This is a genomic window from Streptomyces antioxidans, assembly GCF_000968685.2.
GTDB classification, from domain to species: domain Bacteria; phylum Actinomycetota; class Actinomycetes; order Streptomycetales; family Streptomycetaceae; genus Streptomyces; species Streptomyces antioxidans.
This window is the reverse complement of sequence record NZ_LAKD02000044.1, coordinates 38,530-61,514: the sequence shown is the minus strand read 5'-3', so window position 1 is coordinate 61,514 and position 22,985 is coordinate 38,530. Positions and strand designations below refer to the sequence as shown.

The window sequence follows — 22,985 nt, the reverse complement described above, 5'->3', positions numbered from 1 at the left end:
GCTCAGACCGCGTCGCGGACCGCGTCACGGACATGGCAGTCCGCCAGATGGTCGTTGACCAGGCCGCATGCCTGCATCAGCGCGTACGCCGTGGTGGGGCCGACGAAGCGGAAGCCGCGCTTCTTGAGGTCGCGGCTGAGGGCCGTGGACTCCGGGGTGATCGCGGGGACATCGGCGAAGGTCCGCGGCACCGGGCGGCCGTCGGGCGCCGGGGCGTGGGACCAGATCAGCTCGCTCAGCTCGCCGGGCGCGAGCGCCACCGCGGCGCGGGCGTTGGCGATCGTGGCGGCGATCTTGGCGCGGTTGCGGATGATGCCGGGGTCGGCGAGCAGCCGCTCCTCGTCGGCCTCGGTGAACTCAGCGACCTTCTTGATCGAGAAGTCGGCGAAGGCGGCCCGGAACCCCTCCCTGCGGCGCAGGATCGTGAGCCAGGACAGCCCCGACTGGAACGCCTCCAGGGAGACCCGCTCATAGAGCGCGTCATCGCCGTGGACCGGGCGGCCCCACTCCGTGTCGTGGTAGACGCGGTAGTCGGCCATGGTCTCGCTCTCCAGGCCCCAGGGACAGCGCGGCAGACCGTCCGGCCCCTCGACCACACCCTGCTCGCTCATGCGCCATGCCCTTCGTAACCGCGGCCCTCGAAGCCGTTTCCGTGTCCGTCCAAGCCGGTTCCGCTGAAGCCGCGCCGCCCGAAGGCGTCGAAGCCCGTGTCCTCGAAGTCCCTGTCGCCGAAGCCGCCGTCCTTGAAGCCGCCCTCGAAGGCGTCGTCGTCGAAGCCGTCGTCCTTGAAGCCGCGCCGCTCGGGGCCGGAGCCGGGGCCCTCGAGGCCGCCGCCCGGCCCGAAGCCATGGTCGATCTCCGGGGCCGACAGCGGATCGGGGCCGCGCCCGGAGGACGACAAGGGCCTCGTGCGCGGACCGGCGAGCGCCGTCTCCAGCTCGGCGATCCGGGCGTCACGCTCGGCGAGCTCGGCGCCGAGGCGGCCCAGCACATCGTCGACGTCCGCCATCCGGTAGCCCCGCAGCGTCATGGGGAGCCGCAGCCGCTCCACATCGGTGCGCGCCAGCGGCCGGTCGGCGGGCAGCGGATCGCCCAGCCGGTCCGGGGGCGCGTCGGTGAGCGGGCCGTCACCGCCGCCGACGACGGCGAGCGTGACCCCGCCGACCACCACGACCAGCGCGATCAGCAAGAACAAGAACACGGTGATCGTCTCCCCGTCAGATGCATGGTTGAGTCTTGTGTCCGTCGGCCTCGATAACTGTCTGCCCCGATCGTGCCATGCCCCTCTGACAGTTATCGTCGCTGCCCGCGACCCGGAAGAAGACGTGAGGGAAGTTCGATGCTGCGGCTGGGACGACGTGAGTTCGGTGAGAACGACCGGGTGATCATGGCGATCGTGAACCGGACGCCGGATTCCTTCTACGACCAGGGTGCGACCTTTCGCGACGAGCCCGCCCTGGCCCGGGTGGAGCAGGCGGTCGCGGACGGCGCCGCGATCATCGACGTCGGCGGCGTCAAGGCCGGACCGGGCGAAGAGGTGAGCGCCGAGGAGGAGGCGCGCCGCACGGTGGGCTTCGTGGCCGAGGTGCGCAGGCGCCATCCGGACGTGGTGATCAGCGTGGACACCTGGCGCCATGAGGTCGGCGAGGCGGTCTGCGCCGCGGGCGCGGATGTGCTCAACGACGCCTGGGGCGGGGTCGACCCCAAGCTGGCCGAGGTCGCCGCCCGGTACGGCGCCGGGCTGGTGTGCACCCACGCGGGCGGGGCCCGGCCGCGCACCCGTCCGCACCGGATCGGCTACGACGACGTGGTGGAGGACATCCTGCGGGTCACCCTGGAGCTCGCGGAGCGCGCCGTCGGGCTGGGGGTGCGGCGCGACGGAATCATGATCGACCCGGGCCATGACTTCGGTAAGAACACCCGCCACTCGCTGGAGGCGACGCGTCGGCTGGACGAGCTGACGGAGACCGGCTGGCCGGTGCTGGTCTCGCTGTCCAACAAGGACTTCGTCGGGGAGAGCCTGGACCGGCCGGTCAAGGAGCGGCTGATCGGCACGCTCGCGACGACCGCCGTATCGGCCTGGCTGGGGGCCCGGATCTACCGGGTGCACGAGGTGGCGGAGACCCGTCAGGTGCTGGACATGGTGTCGTCCATCGCAGGCCACCGGCCCCCGGCGGTGGCCCGCCGGGGACTGGCCTGAGCGGACCGTGAGGAGACAACGCGCGGTCACGGACCGGTCAGGGGCCGGACTCCTTGGTCACCAGGTCGATCACCTCGTCGATGTCATCGGTGAGGTGGAACAGCTCCAGATCCTGCGGGGACGCCTTGCCCTCGGCGATGAGGGTGTTGGTGAGCCAGTCGACCAGGCCCTTCCAGTAGGCGCTGCCGAAGAGGACGATCGGGAAGCGGGTGACCTTCTTGGTCTGGACGAGGGTGAGCGCCTCGAAGCACTCGTCGAGGGTGCCGAGACCGCCGGGCAGCACCACGAACCCCTGGGCGTACTTCACGAACATCGTCTTCCGCACGAAGAAGTAGCGGAAGTTGACGCCGATGTCGACGTACGGGTTCAGGCCCTGCTCGTACGGCAGCTCGATGCCCAGGCCGACCGAGACACCGCCCGCCTCGGTCGCACCGCGGTTGGCCGCCTCCATCGCGCCGGGGCCGCCGCCCGTGATCACCCCGAAGCCCGCCTCCGCGAGGGCCCGGCCGATCCGCACCCCCGCCTCGTACTCCGGTGACCCCTCGGGCGTACGGGCGGAACCGAACACGCTGATCGCCCGGCCCAGCTCCGCCAGGGTGCCGAAGCCCTCGACGAACTCCGACTGGATGCGCATCACCCGGAACGGGTCCTCGTGCACCCAGTGGGTGGCCCCCTGGGTGTCCAGGAGGCGCTGGTCGGTCGTCTCGGGTCGCATCTGATGGCGGCGGCGCACGACCGGGCCCAGACGCTGCTCCCGCAGCGCTCGCTCTTCTTCGGCGTTGCCCACTGAGTGCTCCCTTCGCCATGACCAAGATCTGGTCAAAGATCTGTGCATCAGGGTAGGCCCCTTGGGCGGCATACGGCCGAAAATCCGGGCACACGCTCACCCGCCGAACCGCTGATCACGCGGGTTCGGCGGCTCGCTGGCGGGGCGCGCGGGCGTCCCGGCGGGCCGTGCCGCCTACGGCGGGCTGTTCCCCTCCCCGCCCCTTCCCACAACTGGGGCTCCGCCCCAGCCCCCGGGGCCCGAGACGAGGCCCCGCCCCGCCGCCGGAGCCGCATGGCGGTGCTTTCCCCTCCCCGCCCCTTCCCGTAACCAGGGGCTCCGCCCCTGGACCCCGATCCCCGGCCACACGCCGGACGGCACATCGCCGCCGCGGAGAGAGCCAGAGCCCCCGCTCCGGGACCTGGGGCGGGAGCCCCAGGTCGGGCGCCCCAGGCCAAAGCCCACCTCCGGGGTCCGGCGCGGAGCCCCAGTACGGGGCCCAGCAAGGCCCGGCTCCGGGACCTCGGGCAGAACCCCGGCTCCGGGACCTGAGACCATGCCCCGGAACCGGGGCGGGAGCCCCGGTCCCGGAGCCTCAAGGAGAGCCCCGTCTCAAGCGGCTACCCGAGCACCGGCTCCGGGGGCCGGAGCCCCGGTTCCGATGTCTGGGCCCGAGGCCCGGTCTCGTCTTATGCAGAACCCCGTCTCCGGGGCCTGGGGCGAAGCCCCGGATGCGGGGCCCCGGCAGGCTCCGGTGCCAAGCCCAGGGCAGAACCCTGGCTTGGGGTCCGGGCAGAACCCAGTTCCGGGGTCTGGGCCGGAGCCCCGGTTCGGGGGCCGGGGCGGGGCCCCGGGTCGGAGCTGCGGTTGTGGGGTGGGGGGGAGAAGCGGGGGTGCCTGCTAGTGGGTTAGCCAGGTGCGTAGGCGCTCCTCGGCCTGCAGGACGGCGGCGGTCGGGACGTGTTCCTCGCGGGTGTGGGCCAGTTTCGGGTCGCCGGGGCCGTAGTTCACGGCGGGCACGCCTAGTGCCGAGAAGCGGGCCACATCGGTCCAGGCGTCCTTGGGCGCCACCTCCACCCCGAGCGTCGCCACCAGGGCCGCGGCCGACGGGTGGGCGAGGCCGGGCAGGGCGCCGGGCGCGCTGTCGGTCAGCTCGACCTCGAAGCCGGAGAAGACCTCGCGGACGTGTGCGAGCGCCTCCCCCTCGGAACGGTCCGGGGCGAAGCGGAAGTTCACCGTCACCGTGCAGAAGTCGGGGATGACATTGGTCGCGTGGCCGCCCTCGATCGTCACGGCGTTAAGGCCCTCGCGGTAGGTGAGCCCGTCGATCTCCGCCCGCCGGGGCACATAACCGGCCAGCCGGTCCAGGATCGGCGCCGCCTTGTGGATGGCGTTCTCGCCGAGCCAGCTGCGCGCGGAGTGGGCGCGCCGCCCCTGGGTGCGCACCCGTACCCGCAGCGTGCCCTGGCAGCCGCCCTCGACCTTGCCGTCGGTGGGCTCAAGCAGCACGGCGAAGTCCCCGGCCAGCCACTCGGGATGGTTCCTGGCCAGCCGCCCCAGCCCGTTGAGCTCGGCGGCGACCTCCTCGTGGTCGTAGAAGACGAAGGTGAGGTCGCGGTTGGGCGCGGGCACGGTGGCGGCCATGCGCAGCTGTACGGCGACACCGGACTTCATGTCGGAGGTGCCGCAGCCCCACAGCACGCCGTCGTCATCGAGGCGTGAGGGCACGTTGTCGGCGATCGGCACGGTGTCCAGATGGCCCGCCAGCACGACCCGCTCGTCCCGGCCCAGGTCCGTGCGGGCCACGACGGCGTCCCCGTCCCGGTCGACCGTCAGGTGCGGCAGGGTTCGGAGGGCCTGCTCCACGGCGTCGGCGAGCGCCTTCTCCGCACCGCTGACCGAGGGGAAGTCGACGAGCCGGGCGGTGAGCCGGGCTGCGTCCAGGGACAGGTCGAGTGCTGGGTGTGCCATACCCGCGACCCTAGCCGGTCGGATCACAGCTCCCGCGGCCCCGGCCCCGGCCCCATCCCGGGCGCCGCGCCGCCTCGGCCCCCCGGCCGCCCCCGCGAACGTGGCGTCCCGCACCCGCGAGACGTGGCGTTCCCCACCCCGCGCCCGGGAACCGGAAACAGGCCGCGTGAGGCTCCAGTACCGTGTGGCCCGTGCCCCTCCTGCACCTGTCCGTCTTCTCCCACCGCGCCCGGCTGCTGCGGGCCGCGGTCTCCTGTGCCGTACTGCTGGGCCTGGCCGGATATCTGGCGGCGCAGTTGGTGACGGGCGGTGTCGGACCGCCGCGCTGCGTCGTACGGGCAGGCGGCGTCCAGGTGCGGCTCTCCCCAGAACAGACCGTGAACGCCGCCACGATCGAGGCCGTGGCCGCCTCCCGCGGACTGCCCGAGCGGGCCGTCACCATCGCGCTGGCCACCGCCCTCCAGGAGTCGGGGCTGCGCAACATCCGCCACGGCGACCGGGATTCGCAGGGGCTGTTCCAGCAACGCCCCTCGCAGGGCTGGGGAAGCGTGCGGCAGATCCGCGATCCGGTCTACTCCGCCGGGCAGTTCTACGACGACCTGGTGCGGATGCCCGGCTATTCGCGGCTGCCGCTGACGGTGGCGGCGCAGCGGGTGCAGCGCAGCGGCTTCCCGCAGGCGTACGCCAAGCACGAGACCGAGGCGGTGGTGCTGACCGGCGCCCTCAGCGGGCGCTCCGGGGCGGCCCTCAGCTGCCCGGGGCCGCCGGACGACGGCGAGGCGGGCGATCCGGTGCGGGTACGGGCCGCGCTGAAGCGGGAGTTCGGCGACGAGACGGAGGCGCGGCCGGACCTGGCCGGGCACGGTGGCGGTCAGCAGGCCGCCCCCTCGCCGCACGCGGTGCTGGTTCCGGTGCCCAAGGCGACGGCCCCGGGGCGTGCCGGGCAGCGCGGCTGGGAGATCGCGCACTGGGCGGTGGCCCACTCGGACGAGTTGCGCATCGAACGTGTCTCTTACGGCGGCCACGAATGGAACGCCCGGAATTCCGGGGCGGGTTGGCGTCCGGCCGAGGGGATTTCCGGGACGGAAGTACGGATCGACACCATGCGATAGCGCATGGAATCACCGCAGTTCAGAGGGGCTGGCGGTGGATTGCGCGACACATACGGCCGAATGGGGCGGACGTAACCCGGGCGTATTACGCGCAGAAACGGATAATGCGACGCATTACCAACTCTTTGCCTTGGGGCACCGCAACTTTCGCGAGGTTCACGCGGTATTCACAATGTCCGAATCGCTGGACACAGACGCCCATTGTCCCCTCGTCAAAGGAGCACCATGTCCCTCCCTCTCACCCGTCGGATCGCCCGCGCGGCGCTACTGGTCGCGGCGAGTGCGGCTCCCGTCGTCGGCGCCGCCGGCGCCGCGAGTGCGGCGGAGCCGACCCAGCCGCAGGCCTCCAACCTGGGGCTGTCCTCGCTGGACGCCGCCTCGGTCGGTGAGGTTGCCGACGTCGCCGACGTCGCCTCGCAGCAGGTCGGAAGCGCGGCGGGTGACGTCAGCGGCAAGGCCAGCGGGACCGTCAAGGGGATCCTGCCGGGTCGGGCCGCCCCGGCGGATGTGACCCCGTCCAAGGCTGCGCAGCCCGCGCAGTCCGCGAAGGCCGCCAAGCCTGCGACGTCCGCGAAGGCCGCCAAGCCTGCGAAGGCCGCCACGTCCCACAAGGCCGTCAAGGGCAGCCCGGCCAAGGCTGCCCACGCCAAGGCCGCTGGTAAGGGCGGGAGCCGGGCCCTCGGGCAGGGCAAGGGGAAGGGCGGCGCCCACGCCAAGGGCAAGGCGGTGCGGCCCGCGCAGCCCGCCCCGGCCACCGCCGCCCCGCAGGCCCCCGCGCCCAGCGCCCCGCAGGGCCCGGGCCTCCCGGTCAAGGGGCTGCCGGTCAAGGGCCTGCCGCTGCTCGGCTGATCGTCCGCCGGACGTACGAATACCAGGGGCCCGGGGAGTTCTCGTACTCCCCGGGCCCCTTCGGGTCCATCAGCCGCAACGGGTGTCCGGCGGGCCGCGCGGGGGAGCCGCCTACCGGTGCTTTCCCCTCCCCGCCCCTTCCCGATACCAAGGGCTCCGCCCCTGGGCCCCGAACCCCGCGGCAGAGCCGCACAGCGATGCCACAGGAAGGGGCGAAGCCCCGGTCCGGGGCGTGGGGCGGGGTCCCGGGTTCGGGGAGGGGCAGGTCGCCGCAGGCGGCGCGTAGCGCGTGTCCCCGTTCAGGCCGCCAGTCGGCGGGCCGCCGCTTCCACGCGCTCGTCGGTCGCCGTGAACGCGACCCGCACGTGCCGCTCCCCCGCCGCGCCGTAGAACTCGCCCGGGGCCACCAGGATGCCCAGCTCGGCCAGGGCGCCCACGGTGTCCCAGCACGGCTCGTCGCGCGTCGCCCACAGGTACAGCGACGCCTCGCTGTGCTCGATGCGGAAGCCGCGGCCCGCCAGCGCCGACCGCAGCGCGGCCCGGCGCCGCTCGTAGCGCTCGCGCTGCTCCGCCACGTGCTTGTCGTCGCCGAGCGCCGCGGCCGTGGCGGCCTGCACCGGTGCGGGGACCATCATCCCGCCGTGCTTGCGGATCTTCAGCAGCTCGCCAAGCACCGCCTCGTCACCGGCGAGGAAGGCGGCCCGGTAGCCCGCCAGATTGGACCGCTTGGAGAGCGAGTGGACCGCCACCAGGCCCTCGAAGGAGCCGCCGGAGATCTCCGGGTGGAGCACCGAGACCGGATCCGCCTCCCAGCCCAGCTCCAGATAGCACTCGTCACTGACCACCAGCACCCCATGGGCGCGGGCCCAGGCGACCGCGGTGCGCAGCTCGTCCTTGGACAGCACCCGGCCGGTGGGGTTGGCCGGTGAGTTGAGCCACAGCAGCTTCAGCCCGGCCGGGTCGAGGTCCACCGGCTCGTCGTACGGCACCGGCTCGGCGCCCGCCAGCCGCGCGCCCACCTCGTACGTCGGGTAGGCGAGCCGCGGGAAGGCGACCCGGTCGCCGGGGCCCAGGCCCAGCTGCGCCGGCAGCGAGGCCACCAGCTCCTTGGAGCCGACCACCGGCAGCACCTGGGTGTGGGTCACCCCGGCCGCGCCCAGCCGCCGCTCGACCCAGCCGGTGAGGGCGTCGCGCAGCGCGGCCGTGCCCCAGACGGTCGGATAGCCGGGGCTGTCCGAGGCGTCGGCGAGCGCCGCGCGGATCAGCTCGGGAACCGGGTCGACGGGGGTGCCCACCGAGAGGTCGACGATGCCGTCGGGATGGGCCGCGGCGGTCGCCTTGTACGGTTCGAGCCGGTCCCAGGGGAAGACCGGGAGACGGGCGGAGACGGGTGGCACGGGGTGGCTCGCTTTCTGTGGAACTAGCCCGGGCCGAGGGGGCCCGGGGAAACCCGCGGGAGCGCCGCGGAGGCCCGGGTGGGGCCGCCGCGCAATCCGCGGGAGCGCCGGGAAGGCCGGGGAACGGGACCGCCGGGCAATCCGCGGGAGCGCCCGGGACCGCCCGGGAACGGGACCGCCGGGCAATCCGCGGGAGCGCCCGGGACCGCCCGGGAACGGGGCCGGGCCGCCCGGGCCGCCCGGGAAACAGCCCGGTCCCGCAGGCCACTGGCCGTACGGGACCGCCGACTGCTTCCGGGCGATGGCGCCGGGGCAGGCGTTACTCGTCGTGCTCCTGCGGCGGAAGCGCGGCGATGAAGGGGTGGTCCCGCTCGATCAGGCCGAGCTTGCTCGCGCCACCGGGCGAACCGAGCTCGTCGAAGAACTCGACGTTCGCCTTGTAGTAGTCCTTCCACTCCTCGGGAGTGTCGTCCTCGTAGAAGATCGCCTCAACCGGGCAGACCGGCTCACAGGCCCCACAGTCGACGCATTCGTCCGGGTGGATGTACAAGGACCGCTGGCCCTCGTAGATACAGTCGACGGGGCACTCCTCGATGCACGCCTTGTCCTTCAGGTCGACACAAGGCTGCGCGATGACGTAGGTCACGCTGTCGTTCCTCCTCTAGGGCTGCTATCGCGCGGGAGCGCGGCGTCGTCGATGCCCGCACCTAGTATCTCCGTTCTTGGGCACCGAGCGCACATGAGGGGCTGACAGAGCTGTGGATTTCACCACTGGCGGACGTCTCGAGGTCCGGATCACCCCGGATGACGTGGGAAAACGCATCTCGGTCAGGCTGGTGACAGAAGATCGTGAGACCGGCGCCACCTTCACCGACGTGGTCGGGGTTCTCACATCGTGGACCCAGGGCACGCTCGCCATCACACGGCGTACCGGTGAGCCGGTGCGGGTCGCCGAGGCGTCCCTGGTGGCGGGGAAGGTGGTGCCCGCCGCTCCGGCCCGCCGCCGCGGCCCCGCCGCGAGCGCACCCGAGCTGGACCGGGTCGCCGCCCGGGCCTGGCCGCCGGTGACCAGCGAACTACTGGGCGAGTGGACGTTGCGCGCCTCCGGCGGATTCACCCGGCGGGCCAATTCGGTGCTGCCCCTCGGCGACCCCGGGATGGGGCTCGACGCGGCGCTGCGCCGGGTGACCGCGTGGTACACGGCCCGGGAGCTGCCCGCGTACATCCAGGTCAGTACGGGCGCCGAGGCCACCCAGGAGCTGCTCGCCGCGGAGCTTGAGAGCCGCGGCTGGATACGGGAGGTCTCCGCGCGGATGCTGGTCGCGGCGCTCGCCCCCATCGGGGACCTGGACGCCGACGCCTCGGCGGTGACGCTCTCCCGCCAGCTCGACGACGCCTGGCTGACCCGCTACCAGCGGTCGTCCGGCGAGCCCTCACCCGAGGCGCGGGCGGTGCTGTCGGGCGGCCCGTCGGTGTGGTTCGCGACCATAGCGGCGGGAGAGGGCGCCACCCTGGCGGCGGAAGGGGGCGGCGCACCGACCACGGAAGAGCGCGGCGCACCCGCCGCGATCGGGCGCTGTGTGGTGGACGGCCGCTGGGCCGGGTTCAGCGCCGTGGAGGTCGCCCCGGAGCGGCGGCGCCAGGGCCTGGCCAGGGCCGTGATGACGGCGCTGGCCCGCAAGGCGCTCGACGAGGGCGCCTCGGCCGCATATCTCCAGGTGGAGTCGGACAATGGCGGGGCACACGCCCTCTACGAGAACATGGGCTTCACCGTCCACCACAGCTACCATCACTGGCGCGCGTCGGGGGAGGATCCGCGCTGAGCAGGGTACGAGGCGGCTATGCCACGGATGAACGACGTCTCCCGCCGCCGCTGGTTCGCCGACGCGGCCCGCGAAGAGCGCCCCGATCTGGCGCTGCTGTGCCTGCTGGTGGGCATGGAGGCCGACCCCGGCCTGGACGAGACCGGAATCGACGAAGCGCAGATCGAGCTGGACCGGCTGGCCGGTCAGCTCCCCTTCTCCCCCGGCGGCCCCGAGGACTGGGCCGCCGCGCTGGCCCGCCTCCTCGGTGAGCGCCATGGCTTCCACGGCGGCCCGGCCGACTACCGGCGGCTGGAGTCCTCGCTCCTCCACCAGGTGCTGCGGCGCCGCCGCGGGCTGCCGATCCTGCTGTCCGTGGTGTGGATGGAGGTGGCGCGGCGGGCGGGCGCGCCGGTGTACGGGGTGGGGCTGCCGGGCCACTTCGTGGTGGGTTTCGGGGATCCTTACGGCGGCCATGTGCTGGCCGACCCGTTCGACGGCGGACGGCCGCTGTCCGCCGAGGACGCGGCGACGCTGGTGTCGGGGGCCACCGGCGTCCCGCTCTCACCGTCGATGCTGACCCCGGCCGGGCCACTGGACATCGTGCTGCGGATCCTCAACAACATCCGCGCCTGGGCGGCCGCCCGCCCGGAGCGCACCGATGTCCGGCTCTGGGCGCTGGAGCTGTCCCTGCTGCTGCCCAGCCACCCGGCCGAGCTGCGCTACGAGCGGGCCAAACTCCTCGTGGAGCGGGGCGAGTTCCTGACCGGCGCCAAGGAGCTGGAGGACTACGCGGAGGTCGTGGCGGCGGTGGAGCCCGACGCCGCCGAGACGATACGCCGCCAGGCCCGCGCCGCCCGCGCGATGCTGAACTGAGCGCTCCGCCGCCGGACCCGCCGCCCCGACCCGCCGTCGGTCGTCCGCCGCGGCGCCGTGGCCGGTCGCGCCCACGGCGGGGCGGAGCCGCACCCCGGCGCGGCCCCGTGCCTGGCCGTCACAGCCAGCCCTTGTCGCGGGCGATGCGGACGGCGTCGGCGCGGTTGCGGGCGGCGGTCTTCTGGATGGCCGTGGAGAGGTAGTTGCGGACCGTGCCCGGCGACAGGTTCAGCGCGCGGGCCAGCTCCGCGTTGGTCGAGCCGTCCGCCGAGGCGCCCAGCACCTGGCGCTCCCGCGCGGTCAGCGGGCTGGCCCCGTCCACGAGCGCGGCGGCGGCCAGCGTGGGGTCGATCACCCGCTCCCCGTGCAGCACCCGCCGTATCGCGTCCGCGAGCTGCGCCGCCGGGGCGTCCTTGACCAGGAAGGCGTCGGCGCCGGACTCCATGGCGCGGCGCAGATAGCCGGGGCGGCCGAAAGTGGTCAGGATCACGATCCGGATCCCGGACTCGGCCCGGTGCAGTGCGGCGGCGGCCTCGATACCGCTCATACCGGGCATCTCGATGTCCAGCAGGGCCACATCGGGGCGATGGGTACGGGCGGCGTCCACGACCTCGTCACCGCGGGCCACCTGCGCGATGACCTCGATCTCGTCGTCGAGCCCGAGGAGCGCGGCCAGCGCCTCCCGCACCATGGACTGGTCCTCGGCCAGCAGTACCCGGATCACGCCCCGCAGCGTAGCCGCTCCCCCGGCGGCCGTGATCCCCGGACCGCCCGCCGGGGAAGCGGTCACGCTACGGCGCGGCCCGCGAGGGCAGCTCCACTCGGGCGCCGCGGGAGAGCGGGACCAGGGCGCGGAGGGTGAAGCCGCCGCGCTCGCCGGGGCCGGTCTCCAGTCGTCCGTCGGCCAGCTGGAGCCGCTCGGCCAGCCCGGTGAGCCCATTGCCGTGCGGACCGGTCGCCCCGCGGCCGTCGTCCGTGACCGTCAGGCGCAGCTCGTCGCCGAGCTCGTCGAGCGTCACCACACAGCGCCGCGCCCCGCTGTGCCGCACCACGTTGGTGACCGCCTCGCGCAGCGCCCAGGCCAGCGCGCCCTCCTGGTCGGACGGAAGGTCGGGGTGGTGGCTGCCGGCCCGGCTCAGATCGGCGGCGATGCCCCCGGCGGCGAGGGCGGTACGGGCCCCGGCGACCTCGGCCTCCAGGGTGGGGCGCCGAAAGCCGCTGACCGCTTCCCTGACGTCCACCAGCGCCTGACGGCTGACCCGCTCGATATCGGCCACCTGACGCGCCGCCTGCTCGGGCTTGTCGGGCAGCATCCGGCCCGCCAGCTCGCTCTTGAGCGTGATCAGCGAGAGCGAGTGGCCCAGCAGATCGTGCAGATCGCGGGCGAGCCGCAGCCGCTCCTCATTGGCGGCGAGCTGGGCCACGGTGGCGCGGGCGGCGCGCAGCGCCCGGGTGGTGCGGACCATCTGCCCCACCGCGCTCATCGCGAAGCCGCCGAGCAGCGAGGGGATGACCAGGGCGGACACCAGCCCGTGCGAACCGCGCACCAGCATCCCGATGCCCACCATGAACGCCGTGTTCAGCGGGATCGCCCACCCCGAGAGCCGCAGCGGCAGCACCGCCCCGAAGGCGACGGACACATAGACCGAGAGCACCAGCCAGTCGTCGCCCATGGTGAGGGTGAGAACGGCGGCGAGCCCGCAGATCGTGCCCAGCGCCCCGAGGATCGTGACCCGGCTCAGCGCCCGCCCGGTGTGCCGGAAGACCAGCATCAGATAGACGGCGACGAAGGCCAGCAGGCCGACCCCGCCGCCCACGGTGGCGGGGACGGTGTGGTCGCCGCCCAGGAGATCGCTCACCGGTGCGCCCATATAGCCCATCCAGATGGCGATCCACATCAGCTTGACCAGGGCCTGCCGACGGTTCTCTGGGCCCTGCCCGATGGGGACCACCTGGTCCTTCTCGTCGTCGTACGCCATCGCGTCGGCCCACCAGGTCGGGCGGCGGCGCCCGGCGGGGCGGACTTCCGGATCGCCGTCGGTCCGTTCGGCCCGGTCAGCCATGGTTCTTCTCTCCTTGGATCACGCCTCGGATCACGCCTCGGGGCACACCCTCGGTCATGCCTTACGGCTTCCTTTAGTGCCTCTGTGCCTCACGGCTTCCTCTGTGCCTCACGGCTTCCTTTATGCCTTACGGCTTCCTTCACGCCTTACGGGTGTCCTTGCGGTACAGCCATGCCGCGCCGCCCGCGAAGAGCACGAGGTAGCCGATGAGCAGCGCCACGTCCTTGGCGTGCGGGGCGCTGCCCAGCTCGATCGCCTGGCCGAGCGCGGTGTAGGCGTGGGTGGGCAGGTTGTCGCCGATGTTCTTCAGCCAGTCGGGATACGACGTGGTGGGCCCCCACAGCCCGCCGAGGATCGACAGCCCGAAGTAGATGATCATCGTCAGCGGGCGTACCGCGTCCCCGCTCGCCAGATAGCCGATCGCCACCCCGAGCGCCGCGAAGACCAGGGAGCCCGCCCAGATCGCCACGGTCAGCGCGGGCCACTCCCAGACGGCGTCCAGCCGGATGCCCTTGGCGACGGCGGCCACGATGAAGACGATCACGATCGACGGCAGGGTGGCCACCGCCCCGGCGGCGATCTTGGCCGCCACATAGCCGCGCCCGGGCAGCCGGGTGAGCCGCAGCTGGCGGGTCCAGCCGCCCTCGCGCTCCTTGGCGATCCGCTCGCTGTTGCCCATCAGTACGACGGTCAGCGCTCCGAAGGAGGCCATCGCGACCATGTAGTAGAGCGGCATCGACAGCCGGCTGCCGGGCACCCGGTCGTGGGCGTCGCTGCTGCCCGCGATCATCAGGAAGAGCACGGACGGGTAGATGACGGTGAAGAACATGAACTTGCGATTGCGCAGGGTCCGCGCGATCTCCAGCTTGACCAGCGTCTTCATCGTGCGGACTCCTCAACTGCCGCCGCGGCGTCGGTGATGGCGAGGAACGCCTGCTCCAGGCCGAGGCCGGTGACCTCGAGCCCGAGCGGATAGAGCCCGAGCCCGTACACCGCGTGGACGGTCGCGTCCGCGTCGGTGGACCGTATCCGTACGGTACGCCCCGAGATGTCGATCTCGGTCAGCGCGGGCAGTGCGCGCAGCGCCCGCTCCTCCACCGGCCCGTCCAGCTCGAAGGAGATCCGGCGGGCCCCGGCCATCGCCTTGATCTCGGCCGAGGAGCCGTCGGCCAGCACCCGGCCGCGGTGCAGCACGATCACCCGGTCGGCGATGGTGTCGGCCTCTTCGAGGTAGTGGGTGGCGAACAGGATGGCGCGGCCCTGCTTCGCCTGCTCCCGCATCGAGCCCCAGAAGGTCTGCCGGGACGAGACGTCCATACCGGTGGTGGGCTCGTCCAGCACGATCAGATCGGAGGCCCCGGCGGTGGCGAAGGCGAAGCGCACCCGCTGCTCCTGACCGCCGGAGAGCTTGTTCACCTTGCGGGAGGCGATCTCGGAGATCCCCGCCCGCTCCAGCACCTCGTCCACCGGGTAGCCCTTGGGGTGCAGATCGGACGCCAGCCCCACCAGCTCGCGGACCGTCACCTCCTCCATCAGGGCGCCGCTCTGCAGCATCGCGCCGACCCGGCCGCGGATGATGGCCTGCCGCGGGGTGGTGCCGAAGACCTCCACCCGGCCGGAGTCGGGGTGGCGCAGGCCGAGCAGCAGATCGAGGCTGGAGGACTTACCGGCGCCGTTGGGGCCCAGCAGGGCCACGGTCTCCCCCGGGTACAGGGTGAGATCGAGATCGGCCACGGCGCGCACATTGCCGTAGGCCTTGTTCACCTTCTCGAAGCGGACCACGGGCGGGGCGCCCGTGGCGGCGGCCCCGGTGCCGGGGGCGGAAACAGCGGTCGTTGCGGTCATGGCCATAAGACTGGCCGAGGGAGGGGTGTGGGCGGCAGTGTCAGCGGTCGTGACCTGGGGATGACAGATGTCATGGGTCGGGGCATGACGCGCCCCGGCGCCCCGCGGGCGCGACACGGCCCGGGAGGGCACGGGACGACCCGGCGGACGCACCGCGGCCCCCGCCCGGTGCCGGGCGGGGGCCGCGTCGTCCGACCGCGCGTGACGGGCCGGTCAGTTGTCCTTGCCGACGACGCTGACGCGCTCGCTGGGCGTCTTGCCGAGCAGCGCCTGGCGCAGCGCCGACTCCACGTCCTCCGGGGTGACGGGCTTCTTGGAGCCGTCGCCCCGCTCGAGCAGCACGCCGTCGAAGGTGCTGCCGTAGAGCTGCTTGAGGACGGTCAGGTCGTAGTGCTCCACCAGCTTGCCGTCGACCACCCGCATGGAGAGGATCTTCGGCAGCGACTTGTCCGGGCCGAACTGGATCGAGTGCTGGGCGTCCGTCTGGACCGTGACCAGCCCCGACATCGCGGGCTCGGCGAAGGACTTCAGCTTCCGGTCCACCTCGGCCTTGCTGACCGTGGGGCGCTTGACGGTGACCGGCAGCGTGATGGCCTTGTTCTGCCCGGTCTCCGCGCGCAGCTGGAACCCGTCCGAGACGGCCTTGACCGCCTTGTCCACGTCCAGCCCCTTGCCCTCCTTGCCGTACACCGGAACGGCCTTGCCGGTGGCGAAGCTGATGCCGCCCTCGCGGGCCGTGCCGGAGTTGCCCGCGAGCCGCTCCAGGGCGTCCCGCAGCTTCTCCTCGTCCACGGTGACCGCCGGTTCGGCCTCATGGGTGCCGCCGAAGAGCGAGCCGATCACGGTGACCGGGTTGTAGTCCCGGCCCGCGACGTTACGGACCGTGGTCTCGGTGTCGAGCGCCAGGCCCGCCACGGAGGGCTTGATCTCCTTGTCCTGGCCGTCGACCGACACCGTCAGCGGGGCGGTGGTGCGCTTGCCCAGCTCGGTGTCCAGCTTGTCGATGGCGGCCTGCTTGGAGGTGCCGCCGATGTCGACGCCGAGGACGGTGGTGCCGTTCGGCACATCCGCGTGGTTCATCACCAGACCGGCCGCGTAGGCACCGGCCGCGATCACGAACAGCAGGCCCCCGGCCATGACGACCTTGGACCGGCCCTTCTTCTTGGGCTTGCCGGCCTTCGGGGCGGACGGCGCCGGGGCGCTGTCGCCGCCGGGCGCCGGGGCCCCCGGGCCGCCCGGGACGGGCGGGGACGGCGGCTTGGCCCGGCCCCCGGCCGAGGGCACCACGGGCACCCCGCTGACCAGCGTGTCGCTGGAGATCGGCTCCGGCGGCACCCCGCCGGTCGGGGTGGGCTCGGGATCGCGGAACAGCGACGCTGACGGATCGGCTCCGGGGCCGTCCGCGGGCCGCGCCCCGGGGCCGCTCAGCGGTCCCACGCCGGTGGTGGCGCCGAGGCTGCCGGACAGCGGCGAGCCGCCCGGCGGGGTCGGCGGCTGGCCGCCGGGGCCTCCCCCGGCCAGCGGGCCCACTCCGCCCGGAGGCGTCTGCGGGTCACCGCCGTACAGACCGCCCGCGGGGCCGGGCCCGGGCGGGGCCAGCGGATCGCCGCCGCGCGGGCCCGCACCGGGGCCGGACGGCGGCAGGTACATGTCGCCGGTGACCGGGCCGGTGGTGGGCCCGGACGGCTCGGGGTGGCCGGACGGGGACTGGGCGTCGGTGAAGTACGGCAGATCGGTGACCGGGCCGCCGCCCTGCTGCGGCACCGGGAAGCCCTGAGTGGTGTCGGGCGCCGGAAACCCCTGCGTGGTGTCGGGGGCCGGTGGCCTCGGGGTGCTTCCGGTGGCCGACGAGCCGCCCTTGGGTTTACGGGGCGAGAACCAGTCGCTGGTCCGCTCGCCGTCGCCCTTGCCGCTCTTCCTCTCCCGGCCGTCGGTGGGCTCGTTGGCCCCGCCGGGCTCGGTCGGCACCCCGCGCTCGGGCGTCGGGGGGTAGTCGACCCGGGGCAGGGAGCCGGTGCGCTCGGGGGCGTCGTCGTCCCCGCCGGAGCGCGGCGTGGGCACGCCGTCCTCCGCGACCGGCGTGCGCATCACCACCGGCGGGATGGGCCGCGACCCCGGAATGTTGATCTTGATCCGGGTCGTCAGCGTGGTCTCGGTCTTCGGTTCCTCCGGCTTGGCCGCGGCACGCGCCTGCCCGTCCTCGGCGGCACCCTGCGGGGCCTCCTGCGCGGGGTTCGGCGAGGGGTACTGGCGGGATCCGTACGGCGGGGTGCCCGACGGGTAGGCGGCACCGCCGCTTCCCTCCCGGGGCCCGGAGGACGAACTGTCAGATTCACGGCTCAAAGCAGGTTCTCCCAGTTAGCTCCGCCGCCCGTCAGACCTCGCGCGGGCGGCTCGGCGGCGGCACCACCATACTGGGCGGTGCGGACGCGCACTTGACGGCCGCCGGATCACCGCATCCGGTACGCCCGAGGCGTCCCCTTCGCCGTATGCCCGAAGGACCTCCGAGCGCCGGGGACGTCGTGCCATAAACGTCACGTCACTTACCAAGTCGGACCGGCGGGCCAGGAGGTTGTGGCACCAAAGGCAGCGTGGCACACATCACACCGATGAACATCCCGCCGAGGAGGAAAGCGTACGACCCCAGCCCGGCGCCGAAAAGGAAATCCCCTTCCGGGCGGGAGGAAGTGAGCAGCAACACGGCCACCGTCCAGGCCCCCGCGGGCACTCCGCCGCCCATCCGGGCACCCATGGCCTTCACGCCGCCGTAGCACAGGCCCGCGACCGCGAGCAGCGCGAGCAGCAACCCGCCGGGGAACCACGCCGCTTGGACCAGCGCGCCCGCGGCGCCGACGAGCACCCCGGCCACGGCGAGCAGGGCGTAACCGCCCAGGCGCGGGGCCGTCATGCCGTCACCCCCGCGAACAGGTCGTCCTCGCGGTCCGCCCCGGCCTCGCCCTTGACGAGCCGGTAGTGCTCATGGAGGAACATCGGCTGCCCCAGGTCGTTGGAGAGCGCGAAGAAGGGTCCGTCCACCGCGATCTGGCTGGCGTGGGCGCGCATCGCCGCGGCCTTCGCCGCCGCGTGCGGGGTGCCGTCGATGAACGCGGTGACGTCCGCGTCCTCCACCACGCCGGGGACGTCGTCCACCGAGGCGACGCCGGGGAAGAGGGAGTCACGGCCCGCGGCCCGCAGCCGGGCGAAGCCCTCCTCGACTGCCGAGCGCGGTACGCAGTTCCAGTAGACCTTCGCGACGTCGTGCGGCTCGGCGAGGTCGGGGCGGAAGCCGGGATCGGCGGCCAGTTCCACGGCGCGCATCGCCACCCGGTGCGCCTGGATGTGATCGGGGTGGCCATAGCCCCCATTGGTGTCGTACGCCACGAGGACCTGGGGACGGATCTCACGGATCACGGCCACCAGATGTCCGGCGGCCTCGTCCAGGTCGGCCCGCCAGAAGCAGTCCGGCCGGTCGTTCTGCGGGGCGCCCATCATTCCGGAGTCGCGATAGCGGCCCGGCCCGCCCAGGAAGCGGTGGTCCTCGACCCCCAAGGCGTCCATGGCCGCGGCGAGTTCGCCGATCCGGTGCGGGCCGAGCGCGTCGTCGCGGTCGGCGGCGAGATGCGCGAGGTCAGCCGGGATGACCTCGCCCTCCTCACCGAGGGTGCAGGTCACCAGGGTGACGTGTGCGCCCTCGGCGGCGTACTTCGCCATGGTCGCGCCGTTATTGATCGACTCGTCGTCCGGATGCGCGTGTACCAGCAGCAGACGACGGGCGGGAAGAACGGTCATGGGCACAGCCTACGATTCGCACACCCGTGCCCATGGATCGCACGCCCCGGTACCGCTCGGGGCTCAGATCTTCACGCCGCCGATCATGTCCGCCACGTTGGTGGTGAGGTCGTCGATCGTCGGAGCGACCGAGGAACTGGCCAGGTAGAAACCGAGGAGGACACAGATGATCGCATGAGCCGCCTTCAGTCCTGCCTTGTTCACGAGCATGAAGACGACGATCAACAGCAGCACTGACAACGAGATCGAGAGCGCCACAGCGGCTCACCTCCAGGTACACGCACTCGGACGGACAACATATTGATGCCACAGGGGGGCTACCCACTATGCGCAATCGATCATAACTATGGCGGTGTGCACACGACTCGGTGCACGGGAGCATGACAGGGGCGCATGCCTGATCGCACCAACTTCCCAGCCCCGGGGGCGACTTCTCGTTGGTTATGCGCCATCTCGTCATCGCCCGGGGCGGCTTGGCACCGGCGCCGTCCCGGCCGGACCGTGCCGGGGGCAACACCCGCCCGGCCTACCGGTCCGTACCCTCCCTCGCGAAGATCCGGCGGCCGTACGCTCCCCCTATGACCGGACAGCTCTCGTTCCCACGGCAGCACGCGCGTACCCAACGCTTCACCCTCGGGACACCGCGGGCCCTCGCCGTGGCCCCCGACGATTCACGCGTCACCTTCCTGCGCTCCCGCTCCGGCACCGACCGGACCGGCCTGTTGTGGGTGTACGACCTCGCCGGGCGGCGCGAGTACCCCGCCGCCGACCCGGCCGAGCTGCTCGGCGGCGCCGACGAGGAGCTGTCCCCCGAGGAGCGGGCGCGGCGCGAGCGCAGCCGCGAGGGGTCGGCCGGAGTGGTCGGCTACGCGGTGGACGCCGCGGTCGAGCGGGCCGCCTTCGCCCTCTCCGGACGGCTGTTCACCACGGAGCTGCCCACCGGCACCACCCGCGAGCTCCGCGCCCCCGGCCCGGTCGTGGACCCGCGCCCCTCGCCCGACGGCCGCCACATCGCCTACGCGGCGGGCGGGGCGCTGCGGGTCATCGGCGCGGACGGCGAGGGGGACCGGGCGCTCGCGGAGCCGGAGGGGGACTCCGTCACCTATGGCCTCGCGGAGTTCATCGCGGCCGAGGAGATGCAGCGCTCACGCGGCTTCTGGTGGTCGCCGCGGAGCGATGCCCTGCTGGCCGCCCGGGCCGACGAGGCCCCCGTACGGCGCTGGTGGATCGCCGACCCGGCCCACCCCGGCCGGGAGCCCGCGGAGGTGGCCTATCCCGCCGCGGGCACCGCCAACGCGGAGGTGCGGCTGGTTCTGCTCGGTCTGGACGGCTCCCGTACGGAGGTCGAATGGGACCGGGAGCGCTATCCGTACCTCGCGCGGGTGCACTGGTCGGCCTACGGCCCGCCGCTGCTTCTGGTCCAGGCCAGGGACCAGCGCAGCCAGCTCTACCTGGCCGTGGACACCGACACCGGCCGGACCAGCACCGTCCATGTGGACGAGGACGCGGTTTGGCTGGATCTTTTTCCCGGGGTGCCCGCCTGGACCGAGGATGGACGGCTCGTCCGCATCGCCGACGAGGGCGGCGCCCGGGTGCTCATGGTGGGCGACCGCAGGCTGACCTCCAGCGCCCTCCAGGTCCGCGCGGTCCTCGACATCGGCACCGACGAGGTGCTGTTCTCCGCCTCCCCCGGGGCCGGTGCCCCGCTGCCCGAACGGCCGGGCAGGATCTCCGTCCACCGCGCCTGGTTCCGGGGCAGCGGTGACCAGGGCGGCTGGGAGCCGGTCGGCGAGCGGCCCTTCCCGGCGGTCCACTCCGCGGTGCGCGGCGGTGAGGTGATCGCGCTGTCGTACACGGGTCTTGAGCGGCCAGGGGTGAGCGTGGAGCTCCTCCGCCCCGCCGACCACGGCGCGGCCGAACGCCTCGCCGAGCTCGACGCCCACCCGGAGCGGCCCGTGATCACCGCCCGTCCCGAGCTCGTCTTCGCGGGCAAGCGGGACATCCCCTGCGCCGTACTGCTGCCCAGCGGCTATCGGGAGGGCGACGGACCGCTGCCGGTCCTGATGGACCCCTACGGCGGCCCGCACGGCCAGCGGGTGGTCGCCTCGCACAACGCCCACCTCACCTCGCAGTGGTTCGCCGACCAGGGCTTCGCGGTGGTCGTCGCGGACGGCCGCGGCACCCCGGGCCGCTCCCCCGCCTGGGAGAAGGCGGTACGCGACGACCTGGCCGCGGTCACCCTGGAGGACCAGGTCGAGGCGGTCACAGCGCTCGCCGGGCGCTATCCGCTGGACCTCGGCCGGGTGGCCATCCGCGGCTGGTCCTACGGCGGCTATCTGGCCGCGCTGGCGGTGCTGCGCCGCCCCGATGTCTTCCACGCGGGCGTGGTGGGCGCTCCGGTGACGGACTGGCGGCTGTACGACACCCACTATACCGAGCGGTATCTGGGCCTGCCGGACGAGCAGCCCGAGGTCTACGACGCGAACGCGCTGATGACCGACGAGGGGCTGTCCGGCGCGGCCGACACCGTACGGCCGATGATGATCATCCACGGCTTGGCGGACGACAACGTGGTGGCCGCGCACACCCTGCGGCTCTCCTCGGCGCTGCTGGCCGCGGGCCGTCCGCATGAGGTGCTGCCGCTGTCCGGGGTGACCCATATGACCCCGCAGGAGCAGGTCGCGGAGAATCTGCTGCTGCTCCAGGTGGACTTCCTCAAGCGGTCCCTCGGGCTCCAGTAGTCCGCCGGGGCCGCGCCCGGCCACCGTCATCCCAGGGGCCGGGCCCCGCCGTCACCAGCCCGGTGGCGGCGGCGGGGGCGCGGACGGCGGTGGGGGCGGGGTGACGGACGGCGGGGAGACCAGCGGCGGAGTGGCGGGCGGCGGCGGGGCGTAACCGCCGCCGCCGTAGCCCCCGCTGCCATAGCCGCCGCCGTACGCCGGGGTGCTCCCGAAACCCCCGGCGCCCGCGGCGCCCTCCGGCACGCCCCGCCGCGCCAGCGCGAACAGGGCGATCAGCCCGGCGATCGCTTCGAAGAAGCCGGTGAGCACGCTGAGCACGCCCACCGTCGGCAGATCGCTGAGGTGGTCCACATAGTCCAGCTTGATGTAGAGCGATGCCTCGCTGGTCCCCGTGGCCGTGACCAAGGCCGCCGCCACCATCCCCAGCGGGCGGGCCAGCGGGGCGCGCGCGAGCGCGGCGGCCGCTCCGGCCAGGCACAGCGCGACCACGGCCCATGCGGTCCAGGCAACGGGCGCCGAGAGCAGGGTGGGCAGCGTGTGCTTGCCGGTGAGCAGATACTTGTAGATCTCCCAGCCGCGCTCCTGGGCCCAGTAGATCTGCCAGGCGGCGATGACGGCCCCGATGGCGCCCAGGAACAGCGCGCAGACGACCGCCGCCCCGGGCGCGGGACGGCCCGGCGGCCGGTCGGCGGCCGGGACCGGCTGCCCGGGCGGGGCGGCGAGGTCGGCGGGGCGGCGGGCGGCGGCCACGACGGCCAGCAGCAGCCCCGCGAGCACCACCTGCGCCCAGGCGCTGGCGTTCGCCCGGGTCTTCAGATCGCCGGGAACGCCCTGGAGCCAGTCCGAGTTCAGATTCCACAGGCTGGGCAGGCGCACCGCGACGGTCACCACGGCGACCGTACCGAGCGCGCCCGCGGCGGCCGGTGAGCGCAGGGCGGTGACCCCGACGACCGCGTAGACCAGCAGCAGCGAGAGGTCGAGCAGGGAGGAGCCGAAGATCCCTCCGGTGGCCCGGAACGGCAGCCCCGCCCAGGTCCACCACAAGTGGCTCGCCTCATCGGACTTGTCCAGGTCGTGGATGATCCACCCCAGCGAGATCAGCCCGAGAACCGCGCAGACGAGCGCCCCGAAGACACGCGCTCCGCTGTTGAGTATCCGTCCCTGCCCCATAGCCGTAGGTCTCCCCCGCCTCGCACCCCGGGCAACCGTCGTGAGCGGAAGAAAAACACGGATCGTGGAAGAAAAACCGAAGTGGCCCGAAGTGATACGACCGGCCGGGGCGACATGGCGCGCCCCGGCCGGTCCACGGCACCCGCACGGCCGTACGTAGTTCAGCCTGACGCGTCCGTATATCGGTGTTGCGACAGATGAGTTGCCTGTGTGTTAACGCGTTTCCTCCCCATAGAGCATGCTTTGCCCGCTATGAAGAATCCTTGTCAAGCACGCCTGGACCTCGATCTGCCAAATGTTCGCTCAAGGTTCGAATGAGCGGCAGATCCACCCTCCCCGGCCCCTTGACTCTGCCGTTCTCCGATTGCGAAAGTCCGCTCAACCCGACACGCATGCAGCACCCA

At 73.1% G+C, this 22,985-nt stretch carries 21 protein-coding genes; 6 read left to right on the top strand and 15 right to left on the bottom strand.

Annotation, left to right across the window (positions count from 1 at the left end):
- Positions 1–2: 2 nt before the first annotated feature.
- Both VT50_RS18445 and VT50_RS41400 read right to left on the bottom strand, forming a co-directional pair.
- Complete coding sequence (locus VT50_RS18445; RefSeq protein ID WP_046091057.1) at positions 3–611, bottom strand: DNA-3-methyladenine glycosylase I; 609 nt, start codon at positions 609–611, stop codon at positions 3–5.
- The gene (locus tag VT50_RS41400; protein WP_420822201.1) at positions 608–1,201 is read right to left on the bottom strand and encodes a DivIVA domain-containing protein; all 594 of its coding nucleotides are present in this window, start codon (positions 1,199–1,201) and stop codon (positions 608–610) included. The genes VT50_RS18445 and VT50_RS41400 overlap by 4 nt, the downstream gene beginning before the upstream one ends.
- A gap of 138 nt (positions 1,202–1,339) precedes the next feature.
- Between VT50_RS41400 and folP the strand changes: the two genes are divergently transcribed.
- Positions 1,340–2,200, top strand: coding sequence for a dihydropteroate synthase (gene folP, locus VT50_RS18435; RefSeq protein ID WP_046091056.1), 861 nt, complete (start codon positions 1,340–1,342; stop codon positions 2,198–2,200).
- 37 nt (positions 2,201–2,237) lie between these two features.
- Here the strand turns inward: folP and VT50_RS18430 are convergent, their stop codons facing one another.
- Together VT50_RS18430 and dapE are read right to left on the bottom strand one after the other, a co-directional pair.
- The gene (locus VT50_RS18430) at positions 2,238–2,987 is read right to left on the bottom strand and encodes an LOG family protein (protein WP_079343853.1); all 750 of its coding nucleotides are present in this window, start codon (positions 2,985–2,987) and stop codon (positions 2,238–2,240) included.
- Positions 2,988–3,866: 879 nt separating this feature from the next.
- Positions 3,867–4,937, bottom strand: a complete 1,071-nt coding sequence (dapE, locus tag VT50_RS18425; RefSeq protein WP_079343852.1) for a succinyl-diaminopimelate desuccinylase — start codon at positions 4,935–4,937, stop codon at positions 3,867–3,869.
- 182 nt (positions 4,938–5,119) lie between these two features.
- Here dapE and VT50_RS18420 point away from each other — a divergent pair, with 182 nt between their 5' ends.
- Entirely contained in the window at positions 5,120–6,049 is a 930-nt protein-coding gene (locus VT50_RS18420) for a VldE C-terminal domain-containing protein (RefSeq protein ID WP_079343851.1), read from the top strand.
- 225 nt (positions 6,050–6,274) lie between these two features.
- Positions 6,275–6,898 carry an ATP-binding protein gene (locus VT50_RS41395; RefSeq protein ID WP_420822200.1) on the top strand — a complete coding sequence of 208 codons (624 nt, stop codon included), beginning with the start codon at positions 6,275–6,277 and terminating at the stop codon, positions 6,896–6,898.
- Between the two features lie 299 nt (positions 6,899–7,197).
- Here the strand turns inward: VT50_RS41395 and dapC are convergent, their stop codons facing one another.
- Entirely contained in the window at positions 7,198–8,295 is a 1,098-nt protein-coding gene (gene dapC, locus VT50_RS18410; protein ID WP_046086791.1) for a succinyldiaminopimelate transaminase, read from the bottom strand.
- A 319-nt stretch (positions 8,296–8,614) separates the two neighbouring features.
- Positions 8,615–8,941, bottom strand: coding sequence for a ferredoxin (gene fdxA, locus VT50_RS18405; protein WP_014054705.1), 327 nt, complete (start codon positions 8,939–8,941; stop codon positions 8,615–8,617).
- Positions 8,942–9,053: 112 nt separating this feature from the next.
- On the opposite strand from fdxA, the gene VT50_RS18400 reads away from it, so the two are divergent.
- Positions 9,054–10,118, top strand: coding sequence for a GNAT family N-acetyltransferase (locus VT50_RS18400; protein WP_079343850.1), 1,065 nt, complete (start codon positions 9,054–9,056; stop codon positions 10,116–10,118).
- An 18-nt stretch (positions 10,119–10,136) separates the two neighbouring features.
- Positions 10,137–10,973 carry a transglutaminase-like domain-containing protein gene (locus VT50_RS18395; protein WP_079343849.1) on the top strand — a complete coding sequence of 279 codons (837 nt, stop codon included), beginning with the start codon at positions 10,137–10,139 and terminating at the stop codon, positions 10,971–10,973.
- A 118-nt stretch (positions 10,974–11,091) separates the two neighbouring features.
- Here VT50_RS18395 and VT50_RS18390 read toward each other — a convergent pair whose 3' ends face one another.
- The 8 genes from VT50_RS18390 to VT50_RS18350 all read right to left on the bottom strand — a co-directional run bounded on the left by VT50_RS18390 (position 11,092) and on the right by VT50_RS18350 (position 18,928).
- Positions 11,092–11,664 carry a response regulator transcription factor gene (locus VT50_RS18390; protein WP_046084010.1) on the bottom strand — a complete coding sequence of 191 codons (573 nt, stop codon included), beginning with the start codon at positions 11,662–11,664 and terminating at the stop codon, positions 11,092–11,094.
- 100 nt (positions 11,665–11,764) lie between these two features.
- Entirely contained in the window at positions 11,765–13,036 is a 1,272-nt protein-coding gene (locus VT50_RS18385) for a sensor histidine kinase (protein ID WP_078840516.1), read from the bottom strand.
- Between the two features lie 139 nt (positions 13,037–13,175).
- On the bottom strand, positions 13,176–13,919 hold the full coding sequence (locus tag VT50_RS18380; protein ID WP_046083980.1) for an ABC transporter permease: 744 nt from the start codon (positions 13,917–13,919) through the stop codon (positions 13,176–13,178).
- On the bottom strand, positions 13,916–14,881 hold the full coding sequence (locus tag VT50_RS18375) for an ABC transporter ATP-binding protein (protein ID WP_046084012.1): 966 nt from the start codon (positions 14,879–14,881) through the stop codon (positions 13,916–13,918). Before VT50_RS18375 ends, VT50_RS18380 begins: the two co-directional genes overlap by 4 nt.
- Positions 14,882–15,094: 213 nt before the next feature.
- Positions 15,095–17,224: a peptidoglycan binding domain-containing protein gene (locus tag VT50_RS18370; protein ID WP_046083981.1), complete on the bottom strand. Its 2,130-nt coding sequence runs from the start codon at positions 17,222–17,224 to the stop codon at positions 15,095–15,097.
- Between the two features lie 196 nt (positions 17,225–17,420).
- Positions 17,421–17,789, bottom strand: a complete 369-nt coding sequence (locus VT50_RS18360) for a DUF6113 family protein (RefSeq protein ID WP_044570320.1) — start codon at positions 17,787–17,789, stop codon at positions 17,421–17,423.
- Positions 17,786–18,670 carry an N-acetyl-1-D-myo-inositol-2-amino-2-deoxy-alpha-D-glucopyranoside deacetylase gene (mshB, locus tag VT50_RS18355; protein ID WP_046083982.1) on the bottom strand — a complete coding sequence of 295 codons (885 nt, stop codon included), beginning with the start codon at positions 18,668–18,670 and terminating at the stop codon, positions 17,786–17,788. Before mshB ends, VT50_RS18360 begins: the two co-directional genes overlap by 4 nt.
- A gap of 63 nt (positions 18,671–18,733) precedes the next feature.
- Positions 18,734–18,928: a hypothetical protein gene (locus VT50_RS18350; protein WP_046083983.1), complete on the bottom strand. Its 195-nt coding sequence runs from the start codon at positions 18,926–18,928 to the stop codon at positions 18,734–18,736.
- Between the two features lie 320 nt (positions 18,929–19,248).
- Here VT50_RS18350 and VT50_RS18345 point away from each other — a divergent pair, with 320 nt between their 5' ends.
- On the top strand, positions 19,249–21,411 hold the full coding sequence (locus VT50_RS18345; RefSeq protein WP_046084013.1) for a S9 family peptidase: 2,163 nt from the start codon (positions 19,249–19,251) through the stop codon (positions 21,409–21,411).
- A gap of 51 nt (positions 21,412–21,462) precedes the next feature.
- Here VT50_RS18345 and VT50_RS18340 read toward each other — a convergent pair whose 3' ends face one another.
- Complete coding sequence (locus VT50_RS18340; protein ID WP_046083984.1) at positions 21,463–22,581, bottom strand: hypothetical protein; 1,119 nt, start codon at positions 22,579–22,581, stop codon at positions 21,463–21,465.
- Between the last annotated feature and the right edge of the window lie 404 nt (positions 22,582–22,985).